This window comes from Micromonospora sp. NPDC093277, assembly GCF_044765245.1.
Taxonomy (GTDB): domain Bacteria; phylum Actinomycetota; class Actinomycetes; order Mycobacteriales; family Micromonosporaceae; genus Micromonospora.
Genome location: NZ_JBIWJO010000010.1, coordinates 71,457 through 89,836, shown reverse-complemented (window position 1 = coordinate 89,836; position 18,380 = coordinate 71,457). Strand labels below are relative to the sequence as shown.

19 protein-coding genes are annotated in these 18,380 nt (G+C 69.9%); 2 read left to right on the top strand and 17 right to left on the bottom strand.

Going from position 1 to position 18,380, the window contains the following annotated elements; all coding sequences use genetic code 11:
* Positions 1 to 65: 65 nt before the first annotated feature.
* Both ACIRG9_RS22310 and murA read right to left on the bottom strand, forming a co-directional pair.
* Positions 66 to 914 carry a 3-hydroxyacyl-CoA dehydrogenase family protein gene (locus ACIRG9_RS22310; protein WP_402858979.1) on the bottom strand — a complete coding sequence of 283 codons (849 nt, stop codon included), beginning with the start codon at positions 912 to 914 and terminating at the stop codon, positions 66 to 68.
* A 180-nt stretch (positions 915 to 1,094) separates the two neighbouring features.
* Positions 1,095 to 2,534 carry a UDP-N-acetylglucosamine 1-carboxyvinyltransferase gene (gene murA / locus ACIRG9_RS22305; protein WP_402858976.1) on the bottom strand — a complete coding sequence of 480 codons (1,440 nt, stop codon included), beginning with the start codon at positions 2,532 to 2,534 and terminating at the stop codon, positions 1,095 to 1,097.
* On the opposite strand from murA, the gene ACIRG9_RS22300 reads away from it, so the two are divergent.
* Positions 2,533 to 3,105 carry a cob(I)yrinic acid a,c-diamide adenosyltransferase gene (locus tag ACIRG9_RS22300; protein WP_402858973.1) on the top strand — a complete coding sequence of 191 codons (573 nt, stop codon included), beginning with the start codon at positions 2,533 to 2,535 and terminating at the stop codon, positions 3,103 to 3,105. The two genes, murA and ACIRG9_RS22300, sit on opposite strands and share 2 nt — an antisense overlap.
* A complete protein-coding gene (locus ACIRG9_RS22295; RefSeq protein WP_402858970.1) occupies positions 3,081 to 3,500 on the top strand; it encodes a VOC family protein in 420 nt (139 codons plus the stop codon). Before ACIRG9_RS22300 ends, ACIRG9_RS22295 begins: the two co-directional genes overlap by 25 nt.
* 155 nt (positions 3,501 to 3,655) lie before the next feature.
* Here the strand turns inward: ACIRG9_RS22295 and ACIRG9_RS22290 are convergent, their stop codons facing one another.
* The 15 genes from ACIRG9_RS22290 to ACIRG9_RS22220 form a co-directional block, all read right to left on the bottom strand.
* Entirely contained in the window at positions 3,656 to 4,249 is a 594-nt protein-coding gene (locus ACIRG9_RS22290) for a hypothetical protein (RefSeq protein WP_402858967.1), read from the bottom strand.
* An 828-nt stretch (positions 4,250 to 5,077) separates the two neighbouring features.
* Positions 5,078 to 5,533, bottom strand: coding sequence for a DUF2550 domain-containing protein (locus ACIRG9_RS22285; protein WP_402858964.1), 456 nt, complete (start codon positions 5,531 to 5,533; stop codon positions 5,078 to 5,080).
* Positions 5,534 to 5,545: 12 nt separating this feature from the next.
* A complete protein-coding gene (locus ACIRG9_RS22280; protein WP_402858961.1) occupies positions 5,546 to 5,824 on the bottom strand; it encodes a F0F1 ATP synthase subunit epsilon in 279 nt (92 codons plus the stop codon).
* Between the two features lie 129 nt (positions 5,825 to 5,953).
* Positions 5,954 to 7,099, bottom strand: a complete 1,146-nt coding sequence (locus tag ACIRG9_RS22275; protein ID WP_402859451.1) for an LCP family protein — start codon at positions 7,097 to 7,099, stop codon at positions 5,954 to 5,956.
* Positions 7,100 to 7,311: 212 nt separating this feature from the next.
* On the bottom strand, positions 7,312 to 8,748 hold the full coding sequence (atpD, locus tag ACIRG9_RS22270) for a F0F1 ATP synthase subunit beta (RefSeq protein ID WP_402858958.1): 1,437 nt from the start codon (positions 8,746 to 8,748) through the stop codon (positions 7,312 to 7,314).
* Positions 8,748 to 9,686 carry a F0F1 ATP synthase subunit gamma gene (locus ACIRG9_RS22265; RefSeq protein WP_402858955.1) on the bottom strand — a complete coding sequence of 313 codons (939 nt, stop codon included), beginning with the start codon at positions 9,684 to 9,686 and terminating at the stop codon, positions 8,748 to 8,750. Before ACIRG9_RS22265 ends, atpD begins: the two co-directional genes overlap by 1 nt.
* Before the next feature lie 2 nt (positions 9,687 to 9,688).
* Entirely contained in the window at positions 9,689 to 11,341 is a 1,653-nt protein-coding gene (atpA, locus tag ACIRG9_RS22260; RefSeq protein WP_402858952.1) for a F0F1 ATP synthase subunit alpha, read from the bottom strand.
* An 86-nt stretch (positions 11,342 to 11,427) separates the two neighbouring features.
* Entirely contained in the window at positions 11,428 to 12,249 is an 822-nt protein-coding gene (locus ACIRG9_RS22255) for a F0F1 ATP synthase subunit delta (RefSeq protein WP_402858949.1), read from the bottom strand.
* Positions 12,249 to 12,776 (bottom strand): F0F1 ATP synthase subunit B, encoded by a 528-nt coding sequence (locus ACIRG9_RS22250; protein ID WP_402858946.1) that lies wholly within the window; start codon positions 12,774 to 12,776, stop codon positions 12,249 to 12,251. Before ACIRG9_RS22250 ends, ACIRG9_RS22255 begins: the two co-directional genes overlap by 1 nt.
* 28 nt (positions 12,777 to 12,804) lie before the next feature.
* Entirely contained in the window at positions 12,805 to 13,047 is a 243-nt protein-coding gene (locus tag ACIRG9_RS22245; protein WP_402858943.1) for a F0F1 ATP synthase subunit C, read from the bottom strand.
* A 65-nt stretch (positions 13,048 to 13,112) separates the two neighbouring features.
* On the bottom strand, positions 13,113 to 13,907 hold the full coding sequence (atpB, locus tag ACIRG9_RS22240) for a F0F1 ATP synthase subunit A (RefSeq protein WP_402858940.1): 795 nt from the start codon (positions 13,905 to 13,907) through the stop codon (positions 13,113 to 13,115).
* Between the two features lie 11 nt (positions 13,908 to 13,918).
* Positions 13,919 to 14,155: an AtpZ/AtpI family protein gene (locus tag ACIRG9_RS22235; protein ID WP_402858938.1), complete on the bottom strand. Its 237-nt coding sequence runs from the start codon at positions 14,153 to 14,155 to the stop codon at positions 13,919 to 13,921.
* Positions 14,156 to 14,347: 192 nt separating this feature from the next.
* A complete protein-coding gene (locus ACIRG9_RS22230; protein WP_402858935.1) occupies positions 14,348 to 14,779 on the bottom strand; it encodes a hypothetical protein in 432 nt (143 codons plus the stop codon).
* The gene (gene glyA, locus ACIRG9_RS22225) at positions 14,772 to 16,061 is read right to left on the bottom strand and encodes a serine hydroxymethyltransferase (RefSeq protein WP_402858933.1); all 1,290 of its coding nucleotides are present in this window, start codon (positions 16,059 to 16,061) and stop codon (positions 14,772 to 14,774) included. Before glyA ends, ACIRG9_RS22230 begins: the two co-directional genes overlap by 8 nt.
* Before the next feature lie 57 nt (positions 16,062 to 16,118).
* The gene (locus ACIRG9_RS22220) at positions 16,119 to 18,233 is read right to left on the bottom strand and encodes a transglycosylase domain-containing protein (protein ID WP_402858930.1); all 2,115 of its coding nucleotides are present in this window, start codon (positions 18,231 to 18,233) and stop codon (positions 16,119 to 16,121) included.
* Positions 18,234 to 18,380 lie beyond the last annotated feature (147 nt).

The window sequence follows — 18,380 nt, the reverse complement described above, 5'->3', positions numbered from 1 at the left end:
CCCCTCCTGACACGGCGGCTCGGGGGCTGGCGCGGCCAGGCGCGCCCGGGGGTCGGCAGAGCGGATCAGTAGGCGTAGAAGCCCTGGCCGGTCTTGCGGCCCAGGTCGCCCGCGGTGGCCATGCGCTGGAGCAGCTCCGGCGGGAAGAACTTCTCGTCGGCGGTGTCGGTGTAGATGTTCTTCGTGGCGTTCAGCAGCACGTCCACGCCGGTCAGGTCGACGGTGGCCAGCGGACCCATGGCGTGCCCGAAGCCGAGCTTGCACGCGGTGTCCAGGTCCTCGGCCGACATCACGCCCGACTCGACCAGCCGGACCGCCTCCATGGCCAGCGCGCAGATCAGCCGGGTGGTCACGAAGCCGGCGATGTCCCGGTTGACCACGACCACGGTCTTGCCGACCTCCTCGGCGAACGTCTTCGCCCGGCCCAGCGTCTCGTCGCTGGTCTTGTAGCCCCGGACCAGCTCGCAGAGCTTCATCATCGGCACCGGGGAGAAGAAGTGGGTGCCGACGACCGACTCGGGGCGCTCGGTGGCGGTGGCGATCTGGGTGACCGGGATGGCCGAGGTGTTGGTGGCCAGCACCGCGTCGGCCTTGCAGATCTTGTCCAGCGCGCGGAACACCTCGTGCTTGATCTCGATCTTCTCGAAGACCGCCTCGACCACGATGTCCGCGTCGGCCGCCGCTTCCAGCTCGGTGGTCGGGGTGATCCGGGCCAGCGTGGCCTCGACCTCGGACGCCTCGATCTTGCCCTTCTCGGCGAACTTCTCCAGCGACTTCCGGATGCCTTCGACGCCCCGCTTGGTGGCCGCGTCGTCCAGGTCGCGCAGCGTCACCTGCCAGCCCGCCTGCGCCGCGACCTGGGCGATGCCCGAGCCCATCAGCCCGGCACCGACGACCGCGAGTCGACCCGCCATCTGCTTCTCCCTCGCCTGATTTGAGTGTCTGTCAGCACCCTAGTCGGCGAGCCTGAACGACTGCTAAGGGCCGTCTGGCGGGGCCGGCCGGGCACGCCGGTCGGCCGCCCGAGCACAAGGGTCGGCCGCACAGGGCATGCGGATCGGCCGCCCGGGCACGCCGGTCTGCCACCGGCGCCCTCAAATGGCGAGATCCGGCTCCTCTGGCGCGGTGCCGCGTTCCACCTCCACGCCGAGTGCCCGCAGGTCGGCGACGAAGTCCGGGTAGCCGCGATCGACATGGTGCACGTGGGAGACCTCGGTGACCCCGTCGGCGCAGAGCCCGGCGATGATCAGGCCGGCGCCGGCCCGGATGTCGGTGGCGCGTACCGGGGCGCCGGAGAGCCGGTCGCGGCCGCAGACCAGGGCGTGGTGGCCGTCGGTCCTGATGTCCGCGCCGAGCCGCATCATCTCGTTGGCGAACATGAACCGGCCGTCGAAGATGTTCTCGGTGATCAGGGATCCGCCGTCGCTCACCGCAGCCAGCCCGATCGCCATCGGCAGCAGGTCGGTGGCGAAGCCGGGGAACGGCAGGGTCACCACGTCGACGGCGGCGGGTCGGTCGTCGACGCGTACCCGGAAGGCGTCTTCCCGGGTCTCCACCAGGCCGCCGGCCGAGACCAGCTTGTCGAGCGCGACCGCCAGGAACGCCGGGTCGATCCCCGTCACGGTGACGTCCCCGCGGGTCATCGCGGCGGCGAACGCCCAGGTGCCGGCGACGATCCGGTCGCCCACCGTGGCGTGCCGCACCGGGTGCAGCTCGGGCACCCCGACGATGTGCAGGGTGGAGGTGCCCTCCCCCTCGATCCGGGCCCCCATCCGGATCAGCATCGAGCAGATGTCGACGATCTCCGGCTCCCGGGCGGCGTTGTCGATCGTGGTGGCGCCTTGGGCCAGCACCGCCGCCATCACCAGGTTCTCCGTCGCGCCGACGCTCGGGAAGTCCAGCACGATCTCCGCGCCGTGCAGCCCATCCGGGGCCTCGGCGATGACGAATCCATGCTCACCGGAGATGTTCGCGCCCATCCTGGTCAGACCGGAGATGTGCATGTCCAGGCCGCGCGAGCCGATGGCATCCCCGCCGGGGTGGGCCACCCGCACGTACCCTCGGCGGGCCAGCAGCGGGCCGAGCACGCAGATCGACGCCCGCAACCGGCGGACCAGGTCGTAGTCGGCCTCCGCACCGGGCCGTTCGGGTACGTCGACGACGACCGACCGGGAGCGCTCCACCCCGCCCCGGGCCACCATCGGGTCGACCGGGTCGTCGGCGGCGAACCGTACGCCGCAGCCGAGCCTGCGCAGCACCTCCCCCATGATGGCGATGTCGGTGATCCGGGGGACGTTGGTGATCATGCTGCGCCCCGGGGCGAGCAGGGCGGCGGCCATCAGCTTGAGTGCCGAGTTCTTCGCCCCGACGACGTGCACCGTGCCGGCCAGCCGGGCCTCACCGTTCACCCGGATGACGTCGACGTCGCTGACCGCCGGGTCCCCGGCGTCGCCCGGCCCGACGCCGGCCGTCCAGCCGCCCTGGCCCGGCCGAGCGGGGATGGTCAGGTCCGGTATCCGTAGGCTGTGCGTCATGGCCGTCCACCTCACGCGCATCTACACCAAGGCCGGCGACGCCGGCATGACCAGGCTGAGCAACAACGAGCAGGTGCCGAAGACCGATCCGCGGATCGCCGCGTACGCGGACGTCGACGAGTGCAACGCGGCGATCGGCGTCGCCCTCGCCCTCGGGCAGCTCGACGACGAACTCCGGGTGGTGCTGGAGTCGATCCAGAACGACATGTTCGACGTCGGCGCGGACCTGGCGACCCCGGTGGAGCCGAACCCGGCGTACCCGCCGCTACGGGTCACCGAGGAGTACGTGGAGCGCCTCGAAGGCTGGTGCGACGAGTACAACGGGCGCCTGGGCAAGCTCGACTCCTTCATCCTCCCCGGCGGCACCGCGGGCGCGGCGCTGCTGCACGTGGCACGGACGACCGCCCGACGCGCCGAGCGTGCGGCCTGGGCCCTGGTCGCCCACGACCCGGAGCGAACCAGCCTCCTTCCGGCAAAGTATCTCAACCGGCTCTCGGATCTGCTCTTTATCCTGGCAAGAACGGCAAATCCGAACGGAGATGTGCTATGGGTCCCGGGCGGCAAGCGCTGACCGTCGGCGGCCTGCACCACGTCGAGGTCTGGGTACCCGATCTCGCCGCCGCCAATGCCGGTTGGGGCTGGCTTCTCAACGAGCTGGGCTGGACGCCGTACCAGGACTGGCCGGCCGGCCGATCGTGGCGGCTCGGTCCCACGTACCTGGTGATCGAGGAGTCCCCGGCGTTGAGCGGCCGGGTGCACGACCGGTTCGCGCCGGGCCTCAACCACCTGGCCTTCCACGCCGGCCCGCCGGCCGCCGTGGACCGGCTGGTCGCGGCCGCCCCCGAGCACGGCTGGGAGCTGCTCTTTCCGGACCGGCACCCGCACGCCGGCGGCCCCGGCACCTACGCCGCCTACCTCACCGACGGTCAGGGCTACGAGGTGGAGCTGGTAGCCGCGCTCGACTGACGGCCGCTTCCTTCCCTGGCACGCGCATGTGTGGCTTGCGGATCTTGGACAGTTACCGGTCGTGGTGGACGGTAACTGTCCAAGATCTGGAGACGTCGCTGGCCGGCACCCCGTGTTCGGGGTGCCGGCCAGCGTGTTCACGCCTTGTTCGGTTGTCAGCTGTTCCAGTACTGGGCGACCAGATCAGCGGCCTGCTGCTCCCACTGGGCGTAGGCATCCGGGTACGCCGACACCTGCACCGTCTGCGCGGCCTTGGTCAACGGCATGTCCTGCCAACCGTCGACCTGCTTCAGACCCTTCAGGAACGCGGTCGTCGAGTACTCGGGGTCGGTGATCTGCTCCGGGCTACCCCAACCACTGGACGGACGCTGCTGGAACAGGCCCAGCGAGTCGTGGTCGTTGGCGTCGCCGAGGTGACCCAGGTTCTCCAGCTTCGACTCCTGCAGGCTGGTGCCGATCGAGATGACCGCGGCCCGCTCCGGCATGCCGGCCTTCTTCGTCGCCGCGATGATCGCCTTCGCGTTGCCGGTCTGCTCGTCGTTCAGGTCGATCTTCGACTGGGCGCCCTGCACACCATGCGGAACCAGCTTGCCCATGTCCACGGCCGGCTTGTCGGCCTGCACGGCCGCGACCGGGGTCATCGCGGTGCTGGGCGTGGTGTCGTGGTGGTTCAGCGGACCAGCCGCCAGACCACCGGCGAACGCCAGACCAGCAATACCCAGAACGCTCTTACGCAGCATCGTGTTCATCACAAAGCTCCATTCGGGGGTTGGCGCACCAGCCCACGGGGGTGAGCAGGGCACGCAAGCACCGTCAGGCGCCCAAAACAAAGGGGGAAAGACTTCCGACCGGCTCGCTCGCGGGGCAAGGAGGATCGCCTCTTCGCAGCGCCGGGACCATGCACAACCACCGGCGACCCGGCAACATTCCCGGGACCCGGCACCCGCCGAAGCGAGCGGCCCACAGGGTGGGGCCTTTCGGGGGCGGCCCCCGGGGCGGGGCCTTCCTCGGCCGTGCACCCATCTACAACGACCGGCGGCCCGCCATCATTCCGGGGACCGCGCACCCACCGAAGCCAGCGGGCCGAAGCGGACAGGCTCACACACACCCACCCGCAAGCGGACACCCATCACGCCAGCGCCCGGGACCGGGGCCCTCCTCGACCGTGCAGGCCGGCACAACGGCCCCCACCCGCCGGCCATTCCCACCCCCGCAGCACCCGACCACACCCGCCAAGCGGACAAATCACCCACCATGGCCCAGTCGACCAGGGATCTGCCCACACGACTCGGGTGATCCACTCCGTGACCCGCACACGGCGGCATCCGAGGCCCGCCGAGGCCGCCACATCTCGCACACGGAGTCGATCACGGCTCACTCGGGACGGTCGGCGACAGGGCCGGCCCCGGGAGGGGTCAGGCCGAGCCAGTCCTGGAAGACCAGACGCAGCGAGGCCGCTCCGGGAGGGCCAGGCAGCGGGCCAGTCCAGGGAGACCAGACGCAGCGAAGCCGCCCCGGGAGGCCAGGCAGCGGGCCAGTCCCGGGAGACCAGACGCGGCGACGCCGTCCGGGGAGGGTCAGGCGGCGGGCCAGTCCCGGGAGGCCAGACGCGGCGAGGCCGCCCCGGGCGGGGCGGCCTCGAGCCAGGAAAGGAAGCCGGTGACCGTGGACCTTGCCATGGCGATCTCCACCGGCGCGTGGTGACTGGTACAGCGCAGGATGATCCAGTCGGCCGGCATGGAGAACTGCTCCTGCCCCTCGGGCAGTCGGCGGCGTTCCACGACAAGCCCCTTGCGGGAGAGCACCCGCTTGGGCCGCAGCGCGAAGCTGAACATGCGGTACCAGCGGAGTTGGTCGCCAACGAAGCGGCCGAAGCCGGGCGACCAGCCTCGGCCGTCGAGAATCGTGGAAACCCGCACGCTGAGGCGGATGATGCCTCCGCTGCGGGTGTACAGGGCCCGCCGGACGAAGAGGATCACGAGCGCGGCGAACACGACCGCGACGCCGATTCCGATCCCTTCCACGATCTCCATCGGCGGGTCGGCTCAGCGCGCCGGGTTGGCCGGGGTCGCGTTCTCGGCGAGGATGGTGACGCCCTCACCGGTCACCGACAGGAAGCCGCCGGCGATGTCGTACGCGAGCTGCTGGCCGCCGGACTGCTTGATGCGGATCTGGCCGGGCTCGGCGAGCTGGCCCAGCAGGGGCGCGTGCCCCGGCAGCACACCCAGCTCACCCTCGGTCGTCCGGGCGACGACCATTTCGGCCTCGCCGGACCAGACCTTCTCCTCGACGGCTACAAGCTCGACGTGAAGCTGCTGTGCCACGCTGTCTCCTTGCTGCGGCGGCGGATTGCCGAAAGTCTAGTCGCGGGCCCGAGCGCCACCCAACGCGGGTGCCGAGACCTGCGACACGGTCACAGATCCCGACACCCGCGAGGGTCCGCTGGCGCTAGGCTAGCGGGTCTTCTGCTTGAAGTCGGGGTGCTCCAGCAGGAACGCGTCGAGCTGTTCGTCGCGCATCGCCGCGAAGAAGTCCTTGGCCACCGACTGCAGCTGCTCACCCTGGTACGTCCCCGAGCTGCTGGTGACCGGCCCGCCCGGCAGTTTGATCATCTCGATGGAGTCGGCCCGGATGTTCTTCAGGGCCAGCCCGTAGTCGATCACGCTGTTGCCGCGCCCGTTGAAGACCAATGACTCGCCGGCCGCGCGGAGTACCTTGTCCAGCTTGATCGGATTGGTCACCACGTCGGCGCTGAACGCCTGGCTCACCATCGCCTTGACGAACTGCTGCTGGTGCCGCTGCCGGCCGTAGTCGGAGTCCGGCACGCCGTTCTTCGGGTAACGCTGGCGTACGTAGTCCAGCGCCTCCCAGCCCTTGAGGTGCATGTTGCCCTTCGGGTACTTGGCCTGCGGGCCGAGGTAGCCGCCGCCGCCCGCCTTCAGCTGGCGCATCTTGCCGTCGGGCTGGCGGTGCTCCGACCGCACCTCCCGCTCGATGTACATGTCGACGCCGCCCATCGCGTCAACGATCTTCTGGAAGCCGTTGAAGTTGATGATCACGCCGGCGTCGAAGCGCTTGATCCCGGTGACCTTCTGGGCGGTCTTGGCTAGCAGTTCGAACCCCTGCGCGGCATCCGGGTTCTGCCCCTTCACCACACTGCCGTGCGACATGGCGGCATTCAGCCGGTCGTTGCCGCCCGGGTAGCCCGCCTTCGAGAAGGCGGGGATGTCGACCCGCAGGTCGCGCGGCAGCGAGAAGAGGTAGGCCCGGTCCAGGCCCTCCGGCACGTGCAGGACCATGATCGAGTCGGACAGCGGCCGCGCCTCCGGCTTACGGGGGTCGATGCCGACCATGAGGATGTTGAGCGGGCCCTTGATGTTGCTCTTCTTCTCGGCCGCGCCGGCCGCCTGGTCGCCGAAGAGGTCCCCCTTGCCGACCGCGCCCTCGTAGCGGGCCACCAGAGCCTGGTAGCCCACCAGCACGCTGCCGCTGAGCATCATGAGGACCACACCGAGAATGGTGCACGCCTTGGCCCACCTCGGCACGCCCCACCAGATGGACCGCTTGCCGCGGTTCCCGCCGGCCTTACCCACGAGAATCTCCAATCGTTACGCCCACGACTGGCAGACGGGCGCACGGAACCGTTTCGTTGCAAGGGATCAAAAACGTGACGTGAAGTCGTGTCACGAACGGTACCGTGCGGTCGGCGGCACCGCTTGCCCGCGTATGGGGCATCTGGTAACGGCGGGCCTGAACAGGCAAAGGCCGCCCCGACAACGCCGGGACGGCCTTCGCAGGAGTGACGGGGCTCTCAGCCCTCCATCAGCTCCTTTGCCTTACGCTCCAGGTCCTCCAGACCACCGCACATGAAGAAGGCCTGCTCGGGGAAGTGGTCGTACTCGCCCTCGCTGATCTTCTTGAAGGCCTCGATGGTCTCCTTGATCGAGACCGTCGAGCCCGGCACACCGGTGAACTGCTCGGCGGCGTAGGTGTTCTGCGACAGGAAGCGCTCGATCCGCCGCGCGCGCTGCACGGTGATCTTGTCTTCCTCGGAGAGCTCCTCGATACCGAGGATGGCGATGATGTCCTGCAGGTCCTTGTAGCGCTGCAGGATCCGCTTCACCTCGCTGGCGACCTGGAAGTGCTCCTGACCGACGAACTCCGGGGCGAGGATCCGGGACGAGGACGCCAGCGGGTCCACGGCCGGGTAGATGCCCTTGTCGGAGATCGACCGCTCCAGGTTGGTGGTCGCGTCCAGGTGGGCGAACGTGGTGGCCGGCGCCGGGTCGGTGTAGTCGTCGGCGGGCACGTAGATCGCCTGCATCGAGGTGATGGCCTGGCCCCGGACGGAGGTGATCCGCTCCTGGAGCTCGCCCATCTCGTCGGCCAGGGTCGGCTGGTAACCCACGGCGCTCGGCATGCGGCCGAGCAGCGTGGAGACCTCGGAACCGGCCTGCGTGAAGCGGAAGATGTTGTCGATGAAGAGCAGCACCTCCTGCTTCTGCACGTCGCGGAAGTACTCCGCCATGGTCAGCGCGGAGAGGGCGACCCGCAGCCGGGTGCCCGGCGGCTCGTCCATCTGGCCGTAGACCAGCGCGGTCTTGTCGATGACGCCGGACTCGGTCATCTCGGCGATGAGGTCGTTGCCCTCACGGGTGCGCTCACCCACGCCGGCGAAGACCGACGTACCACCGAAGTTCCGGGCCACGCGGGTGATCATCTCCTGGATGAGCACCGTCTTGCCCACGCCGGCACCGCCGAACAGACCGATCTTGCCGCCCTTGACGTACGGGGCGAGCAGGTCGATGACCTTGATGCCGGTCTCCAGCATCTCGGTCTTCGGCTCGAGGTCCGCGAAGGCCGGGGCCTTGCGGTGGATCCCCCAGTGGTCGTCCGGGTTGAGGGTCTCGCCCTCGGTGAGGTTGAGGCACTCGCCGATCGCGTTGAACACGTGGCCCTTGACCGCGTCGCCCACCGGGACGCTGATCGGCGCGCCGGTGTCCTCGACCTCGGTGCCGCGGACCAGGCCGTCGGTCGGCTGCATCGAGATGGCGCGGACCAGGTTGTCACCCAGGTGCTGGGCGACCTCCAGGGTCAGCGTCTTCTCGCCGCCGGAGAGCGTCACGTTGACGTGCAGGGCGTTGAACAGGTCCGGCATGCCGTCGCGCGGGAACTCGGCGTCGACGACCGGGCCGATGACCCGGACCACGCGACCGGTGGCCGTCTTGGTCTCTACTGGGGCAGTCATCACACTTCACTTCCCGCCGCGGCCAGCGCGTTCGCGCCGCCGACGATCTCACTGATCTCCTGGGTGATCCCGGCCTGGCGGGCCGAGTTCATCTCACGCGTGTACTTGTCGATCATCTCTTCGGCGTTGTCGGTGGCGCTCTTCATCGCCCGCCGACGGGCCGCCGACTCGCTCGCCGCCGACTCCAGCAACGCCGCGTAGATCCGCGTGTTGATGTACTTCGGCAGCAGCGCGTCGAGCAGGGCGTCCGCCTCCGGCTCGAACTCGTACGCGGGGAGCAGCCCCTGGGGGGCCTCCGACCGCGGCCGCTCGTCGACCTGCATCGGGCCGATGATCCGGGTGACCGGCGTCTGGGTCATCAGGGACTTGAACTCGGTGTAGACGATGTGAAGCTCGTCGATGCCGAGAACCCCGTCCGCCCCGGCGTCCCCGTCCGTGTCGTCCGCGCCGGCCGTGAACGCCTTGATCAGCGTCTCGCCCACCTCGCGCGCGTCGGAGAAGGTCGGCTGCTCGGAGAAGCCGGTCCAGCTCGCCTCGATGTCCCGGTTACGGAACCGGTAGAAGGTCACGCCCTTGCGACCGATGACGTAGAGCACCGGCTCCTTGCCGTCGGCCCGCAGCCGGGCGATCAGCGACTCCGCGGTCCTGATCGCGCTGGAGCTGTAACCACCCGCCAGGCCACGGTCGCTGGTGATCATCAGGACGCCCGCCCGCCGCACCCGCTCGCGCGGGGTGAGCAGCGGGTGGTCGATCCGCGCGTTGGAGGCCAGGGCCGTGAGCACCCCGGTGATGGCCCGGGCGTACGGCAGCGACGCCTCCACCCGGGCCTGGGCCTTGGCGATCCGGCTCGTCGCGACGAGCTCCATCGCCTTGGTGATCTTCTTCATCGACTTCGCCGAGCGGATCCGTTGACGAAGGACGCGAACCTGGGCGGCCATCGTCAGCTCTCAGCCGGGCGGTCGGTCGCACCGTCGCGGAAGCGGGTCACCGACTCGCGGTTCTGCTCGCCCTCCAGCGGCTTGGCCTCGGCCTCGTTGATCCGCACCTCGTCCTCCTTGCCCAGGAAGACCTGCTTGAACTCGGTGATGGCCGAGTCGAGCGAGCCGATGAGGCCATCGTCCCACTTGTTGTCGGCGATGCCGGCCAGAACGCCCGCGTGCTTGTGCCGGAGGTACTGCAGGAACTCCGACTCGAAGCGGCGGACCTCGCCGACCGGGATGTCGTCCAGCTTGCCCTCGGTGCCGGCCCAGACCGAGACGACCTGCTCCTGCACCGGGTACGGCGCGTAGTTCGACTGCTTGAGCAGCTCGACCAGGCGGGAACCGCGGTCGAGCTGGGCGCGGGAGGCCTTGTCCAGGTCGGAGGCGAAGGCGGCGAAGGCCTCCAGCTCGCGGAACTGGGCCAGGTTGAGCCGGAGCGAGCCCGCGACCTTCTTCATCGGCTTCACCTGGGCGGCGCCACCGACCCGGGAGACCGAGGTGCCGACGTTGATGGCCGGCCGGACGCCCTGGTTGAACAGGTCGGTCTCGAGGAAGATCTGGCCGTCGGTGATGGAGATGACGTTGGTCGGGATGAACGCCGAGATGTCGTTCGCCTTGGTCTCGATGATCGGCAGACCGGTCATCGAGCCGCCGCCCAGCTCGTCGGAGAGCTTGGCGCAGCGCTCCAGCAGGCGGGAGTGCAGGTAGAAGACGTCACCCGGGTACGCCTCGCGGCCCGGCGGGCGGCGCAGCAGCAGCGACACGGCCCGGTACGCCTCGGCCTGCTTGCTCAGGTCGTCGAAGACGATCAGGACGTGCTTGCCGCCGTACATCCAGTGCTGGCCGATGGACGAGCCGGTGTACGGGGCGAGGTACTTGAAGCCGGCCGGGTCGGAGGCCGGGGAGGCGACGATGGTGGTGTACTCCATCGCGCCCGCCGCCTCCAGCGTCCCCTTGATGGAGGCGATGGTGGAGGCCTTCTGGCCGATGGCGACGTAGATGCAGCGGACCTGCTTCTTCGGGTCGCCGGAGCGCCAGTTCTCCCGCTGGTTGAGGATGGTGTCCAGGGCGACCGTGGTCTTGCCGGTCTTGCGGTCACCGATGATCAGCTGGCGCTGGCCGCGGCCGATCGGGGTCATCGCGTCGACGGCCTTGAGGCCGGTCTGCAGCGGCTCGTCGACCGACTTGCGGGACATCACGTTCGGAGCCTGGAGCTCCAGCTCGCGGTAGCCCTCGTTCGGGATCTCGCCGAGGCCGTCGATCGGCTGGCCGAGCGCGTTGACCACGCGGCCGAGGAAGGCGTCGCCGACCGGGACGGAGAGCACCCGGCCGGTGCGCTTGACGCGCTGCCCCTCTTCGATACCGCCGAAGTCACCGAGGACGACGACACCGATCTCCCGGACGTCGAGGTTCAGCGCCACGCCGAGCGTGCCGTCCTCGAACTCCAGGAGTTCGTTGGTCATGGTCGAGGGCAGACCCTCGACGTGGGCGATGCCGTCGCCGGCGTCGGCGACGGTGCCAACCTCCTCGCGGGAGACGTCGGCCGTGTAGGAGGAGACGTAGCGCTCGAGGGCGCCACGGATCTCCTCCGTCGAGATGGTCAGCTCGGCCATCCTCTGCTTCCTTTAAGTATCAGGGGCCCGGGATACCTAGTACCGACCGGTCCGATGGCGTCGAATCAGGGCTGCGGAGACGCTGGTCAGCGCTTCGCGAGCGCGTTGCGGGTCTCGTTGAGGCGGCGCAGGACGGTGCCGTCGTACAGGTCGGAGCCGACCCGCACGCTCACCCCACCGAGCACCTCGGGGTTGACCGTCTGCTTGACGGAAACCTCTCGACCGTACATCGCGGAGAGGCGGTCACCGAGGCGTCGCTCCTCCTCGTCACTCAGCGGGGCCGCCACGGTCACGTACGCGACCTGACGGTCCCTCCGGTCGGCGGCCAGCTCCACCAGCCGGGTGAGCGCTCCGACGAAGGAGCGTCCCCCGAAGCCGGCCAGTGCGGCCTCGACGAGGCGGACGGTGACCGGCCGGGCCTTGCCGGCAAGCAGTTCGCCGGCGAGCGTGGCCCGCCGCTCGGCCGGGGCCATCGGGTCGGAGAGCGCGTTGGACAGGTCCGCGGAGCCCGAGACGACCTGCCCGAAACGGAACAGCTCATCCTCGACCTCGCCCAGCTCGCCGGCCTTGTCGGCGCCCGCCAGGAGCGCCTCGACACCCAGCCGCTCGGTGCCGTCGAGCAGTTCCGACGGTGCCGACCAGCGTCCGGAGACCAGCGAGGTGAGCAGGTCGAGCGCGTCGGCGCCGACCTTGCCGGTCAGGATGCCAGTGAGCAGACCGTTGCGGTCGTCACCCGGGCGGGCCGGGTCCGACAGCGCCCGGCGCAGCCGCGGCTCCCGCCGCAGCAGCGCGGCGACGGAGAGGATGTCGTCGGCGGTGGCGGCCACCGCCGACGGCTCCGCGCCACGGACGTACGCGTCGAGACGCTCGGCCCCGACCTTGTACGACTCCCGGCTGGCGGCCTGCATCAGCGGGCCCCCGCGCTCTCGAGACCGCTCAGGAACCGGTCGACGGTGCCCTTGCGACGCGCCTCGTCGGCGAGCGACTCGCCAACGATCTTGCTGGCCAGGTCCACCGCGATGGAGCCGACCTCGCTGCGCAGCTCGCGCACGATGGTGGCCCGCTCGGCGGCGAGCTGCTCCTTGCCGGCCGCGATGATCCGGTCGGACTCCTCCCGCGCCTTGGCGAGGATGTCCTGGCGGATGCCCTCGGCGTCGGCCCGGGCGTCGTCGCGGATCTTGGCGGCGTCGGTACGAGCCTCGGCCAGCTGTGCGCGGTACTGCTCGAGCAGCTGGTTGGCCTCGGCCTGGGCGGCCTCGGCACGCTTGATGCCACCCTCGATCGCGTCGACCCGGGCCTGGAAGGTCTGCTCCATGCGCGGGAAGACGAACTTCATCAGCACGACGCAGAGCACGATGAAGGCGATGCTACCGACCACCAGCTCCTGCCAGAGCGGGATGATCGGGTTGTGCTCGGCAGCGGCGAGCAGGGTCATGGAAAGACCTCCCGGTCGAAGGGCAGGATCAGGAGAGCGTGCCCTGCCAGATGAAGCCGAACGCGATGCCCAGCAGCGCGAGCGCCTCGATGACGGCGAAGCCGATCCAGACGTACGGCAGGGTCATCCGGGACGACTCCGGCTGCCGGGCGGTCGACTGGATGTAGGCGGCGAAGACCAGGCCGACGCCGATACCGGGGCCGATGGCGGCGAGGCCGTAGCCGATGGCGGCGGTGCTGCCGACTACACCTGAGGCGGCGAGAACGTCCATGGGTTGGTTCCTCCTGGATATCACGCGTGACGATCACGCGGGACGACAACGGTTGGTGCGGTGGATCAGTGCTCTTCGGCGAGCGCGCCCTGCACGTAGCTGGCGGTCAGCACGGTGAAGACGTAGGCCTGCAGGACGATCACCAGGAATTCGAGGAAGGTGAGCGCGATGGTCATCACCCAGGACAGCACCGACACCGGCGCCAGCCAGGCGTTGGCGCTGAGCATCGCGAAGCCGCCGAGCGTGAAGACCAGCAGGAGCATGTGGCCGGCGAACATGTTCGCGAAGAGACGGACGGCCAGCGAGAACGGCCGGACCAGGAAGGTCGAGAAGAACTCGATCGGGATCAGCAGCGGCAGGATGTACCACGGCGCCGGCGGGATCAGCGAGTGCTTGACGTACTTCACGAAGCCGAAGCGCCGGATGCCGACGTAGATGAAGAGCACGTAGCTGATCGCCGCGAGGAACGCCGGGAACGCGATGTGCGAGTTCGGCGAGATCTGGAAGAACGGGACGATCGCGAAGAAGTTCGTCAGCAGGATGAAGCAGAACAGCGTGGTGAAGTACGGCGCGAACCGCACCCCCGCGTGTCCGATCATTTCGACCGCGATGTTGTTCCGCACGAAGCCGTAGATCGACTCGGCGAACCACTGCTTCTTGGTCGGCACCAGCTGGGGATTCCGGTAGCTGGCCAGGAAGAAGATGATCAGCACGCCGACGGCGATCCAGACCATCGCGGTGATCTTCGTGAACCAGAGGGATTCGTGTCCCCAGGGCAGGATGCTGGGCAGGTAGAAATCCCCCACCGTGGGTGGGAATTCAGACTGCCCTTGAGCCAGGACGTTCGCCTGTCCGAACACCGCGTCCCTTCCTAAGTAGGCGTGCCCAGTCGGCGGACGACCAGGATGATCCCCCCGGCCATGCCGAGCACGACGCCGATTCCGGTGGCGATGCCGCCGGTGTCGAGCCACTTGTCGACCAGCCAGCCGATGAAACCCCAGACGAGCATGCCCCCGATGAGGTACGAGAGCGCGGTCCAACCCTGACCGGCACCGGACGGATAGTCGCCCGGGCCGCCAGTGTTGGGGGGTTTCTGGTCACCGGCCATGACGGGGCGAACGATATCAGTCGAGAAGACAAGGCTGTGCCTCACCCCCCGCACAACCTGGTTGTGTGGGACACGGGTGGGCGAAGTCTTCTGGAGGCACGCTACTCCCCTCCGGCCACTGAGAGAATGACCGATCGCGGACACATCGGCGCGCCGTCCGAAGCGTGGGACGGCACGCCGTACCTCCGCAGGTCAGCGTCGGGAACGACGGGCGTGCACAGTGGTCAGCCACCAGATGTGCACCCCGGTCCAGACCAGCACGCCGGCGGCGATGCCCAGGCAGAACGGGACCAGCCCCGACCAGCCCGTCGAGGCCACCCCCACCATCACCGCGCCGAGCACGGTCATCTTGGCGACGTACGCGCCGAGCCCGAAGGGCAGCACCAGCTGCGGGTCGCGGGCGTCGGCCCAGGCCAGCAGGACCGTGGTGAGCGTGTAACTGAGCGCGGTGACCGCGACCCCGAGCGCCGCGCCGAGCGCGCCGTCCGCTCCCCGGGTCGTCCCGCCGACCACCGCCGCCGCCGCACCCAGCACCGCCGACGCGATCAGCAGCACCGGCAGGTGCCGCAGCCGCCAGCCGCGGTCCGCGACCGCCTCCGCCGCGCGCGCCCCGGGCTCAGCCACGGGGGTACGCCGGGAAGGCGGTGACCAGCTCGGTCACGTCGGCGGCGATCCGGGTCAGCTCGTCGGCGCCACCGGGGGCCGCCGGATCGGTGCGGACTGCCCGGGCGATCAGCGTGGCGATCCGCCGCATCTCGCCCTCCCGCATGCCCTGGGTGGTTACGCTCGGCGTACCCACCCGCAGGCCGGAGGCGACCATCGGCTTCTCCGGGTCGTACGGGATCGCGTTCTTGTTGAGCGTGATGCGCGCGGCGTCGCAGCGCGCCTCCGCGTCCGCCCCGGTCACCCCGAGCGCGCGGAGGTCGATCAGGGCCAGGTGGGTGTCGGTGCCGCCGGAGACCGGCCGGATGTCCTCGGCGGCCAGTCCCCCGGCGAGCGCCTGTGCGTTGCTGATCACCTGGGCAGCGTACGCGCGGAACTCCGGCTGGGCGGCCTCGCGCAGCGCGACCGCCTTGGCCGCGACCGCGTGCATCAGCGGGCCGCCCTGGGTGAACGGGAAGACCGCCTTGTCGATCCGGGCGGCCAACGCCTCCCGGCAGAGGATCATGCCGCCGCGCGGGCCGCGCAGCACCTTGTGGGTGGTGGCGCAGACCACGTCGGCGTACGGCACCGGGGACGGGATCGCCCCGCCGGCGACCAGCCCGATGAAGTGCGCCGCGTCCACCATCAGGTACGCGTCGACCTCGTCGGCGATCTCCCGGAACCGCGCGAAGTCGATCAGCCGCGGGTACGCCGTCGCGCCACAGATGATCATCTTCGGCCGGTGCGCCCGGGCCAGGTCGCGAACCTCGTCGTAGTCGATCAGCTCGGTGTCCCGCCGGACCCGGTAGCCGACCGCGTGGAACCACTTGCCGGAGAAGTTCACCCGGCTGCCATGGGTGAGGTGGCCGCCGTGCGGCAGGTCCATCGCCAGCACGGTGTCCCCCGGCTGCAGCAGGGCGGCGTACGTGGCCAGGTTGGCGTTGGCGCCCGAGTGCGGCTGGAGGTTGGCGTGCTCGGCGCCGAAGAGCTCCTTCGCCCGGGCCACGCCGATCTCCTCGGCCCGGTCCACCTCGGCGCAGCCGCCGTAGTAGCGCCGGCCCGGGTAGCCCTCGGCGTACTTGTTGGTCAGCGTGGAGCCGAGCGCGGCCAGCACCGCCGGGGAGGTGAGGTTCTCGCTGGCGATCAGCTGCAACCCGCCGCGCAACCGGGCCAACTCTCCCAGCACCACCCCGGCGATCTCCGGGTCGACGGCGCTGAGCTGCTGGAAGTCCGGCCCCCAGAAGGTTTCCCTCGCGTTCTCCACAGCGAAGGAGTCTACGGAGGCGCTCGCCGGAAGCCGGGCGATACCTCGCTACCCGCGTCAGTTGCCCGTGCGGGGACCGGTGCGCTGGAAGGCGACGGCCTGGCTGGGCGGCACGAAGTCCCGCACCGGCTGATCGCGCAGCACGTACGACAGCACCTGGCCCACGGCGGCGATCTGCCGGGTCTGCACGCCGCCACCGACGGCATCCCGGGGATCGTCCGGGTTCGCGGCGATGGTGGCGACGGAGAGTTGCGGGGTGAAGGCGACCACGGTCTCGGTCGCGTTCCCGTCCGAGCTGCCGGTCTTGCCGGCCAGCGGGCGATTGACCGCCTTCCGCAGGTCCTCGGCGGTGCCGCCGTCACAGCGCCGGTACATCGACTGGTCGCCGACCGGGCAGCGGGACGCGTCCGCCGCCGCCCGGGCCACGTCGGTGTCGAGCGCCTGCTGGCAGTCCGGACCGCCGGCGGCGACCTTCCGGCCCGAGGAGTCGGCGATGGAGGTCACCGGAGTGGGGCGGCACCAGGTGCCCTCGGCCGCCACCGTCGCGTACGCGCCGGCCAGGTCGAGCGGGGTGGTGTCGACGACGCCGAGGGTGAACGGCCCCCAGCTCCGCGCCCCCTCGCGGGCCAGCCGGGCGTCGTCGGGCGCGCGCAGCACGATGCCCAACCGCTCGGCCATCTCCACCACCCGGTCCGGCCCCACCTGCTGGCTCAGCCAGGCGAAGTAGGTGTTCACCGACCTGCCGAACGCGTTCCACATCGTCCGGGGGCCGTCCATCCAGCTCGGGTTGGCGTTGGACGGGCACCACTTGCCGCCGCAGCTGGCCGGCCCCGCGCTGGTCGAGTAGTTGCTGACGAAGACGGACGGGGCGTCGTACTCGGTGTCCAGCGGCAGGCCGGATTCCAGGGCGGCCAGCATGGTGAAGAGCTTGAAGGTCGACCCGGCCTGATAGCCGGTGATCCCGCCGCCCCCGGCGACGAGCTGGTTGACGGTGTTCGGGTAGTTCTGCTGCCCGGACGGGTTCTCGGCGACGCTGTAGTTGCGGTTCACCGCCATGGCGAGCACCCGGCCGGTGCCGGGCTGCACCACCGCGGTCGGAGCGGCCCGCTTGTTGGTGACGGCGTAGATGCTCAGCACCTGCTCGATGGTCTTGCTCTGCACGTCCGGGTCGAGCGAGGAGACGATCGACCAGCCGCCCCGGCGCAGCGTCCGCTGCCGCTCCTCCGGGGTGTTCCCGAAGGTGGGCTGGGCGTTCCACCACTGGGTGAACCAGTCGCAGAAGAAGCCCCAGTCGTTGTGCTCGGCCGGCACCGCGGCGCAGTCGTTCGGCGTGGTGCTGGGCCGCAGGTCCAGTTTCGTGGCCTTGGCCCGGTCGCCGTCGAGGGGGTTGATCTGGTTGGTCTCCACCATCCGGTCCAGCACGTACGCCCGGCGTGCCAGGGCCGCGTCGGCGTTCCCGTTGATCGGGTCATCGCTGTCGGGCGAGCGGACCAGCCCGGCCAGCAGCGCCGCCTGGGGCAGGGTCAGCTTCTCCGGGGTGGTGGAGAAGTAGCGCTTGCTGGCCGCGGCGATGCCGTACGCCCCGGCGCCGAAGTACGCGATGTTCAGGTAGCGGCTGAGGATCTCGTCCTTGCTCAGCTCGCGTTCCAGAGCCAGCGCGTACCGCATCTCCCGGATCTTTCGACCCGCGCTGATCTCGGTCGCCTTGGCCCGCTGCTGCTCGGTCAGCCGGGGATCGCTGGCCAGCGCGTTGCGCACGTACTGCATGGTCAGCGTGGAGGCGCCCTGCCGGGTGCCGTCGTCGCGCCGGTTGGCGGTGAGGGCCCGCGCCACTCCGCGTACGTCGACGCCGTGGTGCTGGTAGAAGCGGACGTCCTCGGCGGCCACGATGGCCTGCCGCATCAGCGGCGCCACCTCGGTGACCGGCACGTCGACCCGGTCCTCGACATAGAACGAGGTGATCAGGGTACGGCCGTCGTTGGCGTAGAGATTGGAGCGCTGGGCCGGCTGCGGCGCGCGCAGCGACTCCGGCAGCTGGGTGTAGGGCATCAGCCCCTTGAAGCCGACCCCGAACACCAGCGCGGCCGGCAGCGCGGCCGCGGCCACAGTCAGCCCGGCGAGCGCGCCGGCGATCAGGACGGTGAACAGCTTGTCGAGATGGGCCCGGTTCATCAGCTCTCCCCGCAGGAGCCGGCGGCATGAGACTGCTTCAGAATGACCGGAATCGGGCCTTACCTCGCCACCTTCCCCAAAACCCGCAGAAAATTCGCGAGGAAGGATGAAACTAGACAGAACGCCCTACGGGCGAGCCATCCGGGG

Excerpts from the sequence above, each read along its gene's own strand:
- ACIRG9_RS22310 (WP_402858979.1), bottom strand. The coding sequence starts at position 914 with ATGGCGGGTCGACTCGCGGTCGTCGGTGCCGGGCTGATGGGCTCGGGC.
- ACIRG9_RS22300 (WP_402858973.1), top strand. The coding sequence starts at position 2,533 with ATGGCCGTCCACCTCACGCGCATCTACACCAAGGCCGGCGACGCCGGC.
- murA (WP_402858976.1), bottom strand. The coding sequence starts at position 2,534 with ATGACGCACAGCCTACGGATACCGGACCTGACCATCCCCGCTCGGCCG.
- ACIRG9_RS22295 (WP_402858970.1), top strand. The coding sequence starts at position 3,081 with ATGGGTCCCGGGCGGCAAGCGCTGACCGTCGGCGGCCTGCACCACGTC.
- ACIRG9_RS22290 (WP_402858967.1), bottom strand. The coding sequence starts at position 4,249 with ATGAACACGATGCTGCGTAAGAGCGTTCTGGGTATTGCTGGTCTGGCG.
- ACIRG9_RS22285 (WP_402858964.1), bottom strand. The coding sequence starts at position 5,533 with ATGGAGATCGTGGAAGGGATCGGAATCGGCGTCGCGGTCGTGTTCGCC.
- atpD (WP_402858958.1), bottom strand. The coding sequence starts at position 8,748 with ATGACTGCCCCAGTAGAGACCAAGACGGCCACCGGTCGCGTGGTCCGG.
- ACIRG9_RS22265 (WP_402858955.1), bottom strand. The coding sequence starts at position 9,686 with ATGGCCGCCCAGGTTCGCGTCCTTCGTCAACGGATCCGCTCGGCGAAG.
- atpA (WP_402858952.1), bottom strand. The coding sequence starts at position 11,341 with ATGGCCGAGCTGACCATCTCGACGGAGGAGATCCGTGGCGCCCTCGAG.
- ACIRG9_RS22255 (WP_402858949.1), bottom strand. The coding sequence starts at position 12,249 with ATGCAGGCCGCCAGCCGGGAGTCGTACAAGGTCGGGGCCGAGCGTCTC.
- ACIRG9_RS22250 (WP_402858946.1), bottom strand. The coding sequence starts at position 12,776 with ATGACCCTGCTCGCCGCTGCCGAGCACAACCCGATCATCCCGCTCTGG.
- ACIRG9_RS22245 (WP_402858943.1), bottom strand. The coding sequence starts at position 13,047 with ATGGACGTTCTCGCCGCCTCAGGTGTAGTCGGCAGCACCGCCGCCATC.
- ACIRG9_RS22235 (WP_402858938.1), bottom strand. The coding sequence starts at position 14,155 with ATGGCCGGTGACCAGAAACCCCCCAACACTGGCGGCCCGGGCGACTAT.
- ACIRG9_RS22220 (WP_402858930.1), bottom strand. The coding sequence starts at position 18,233 with ATGAACCGGGCCCATCTCGACAAGCTGTTCACCGTCCTGATCGCCGGC.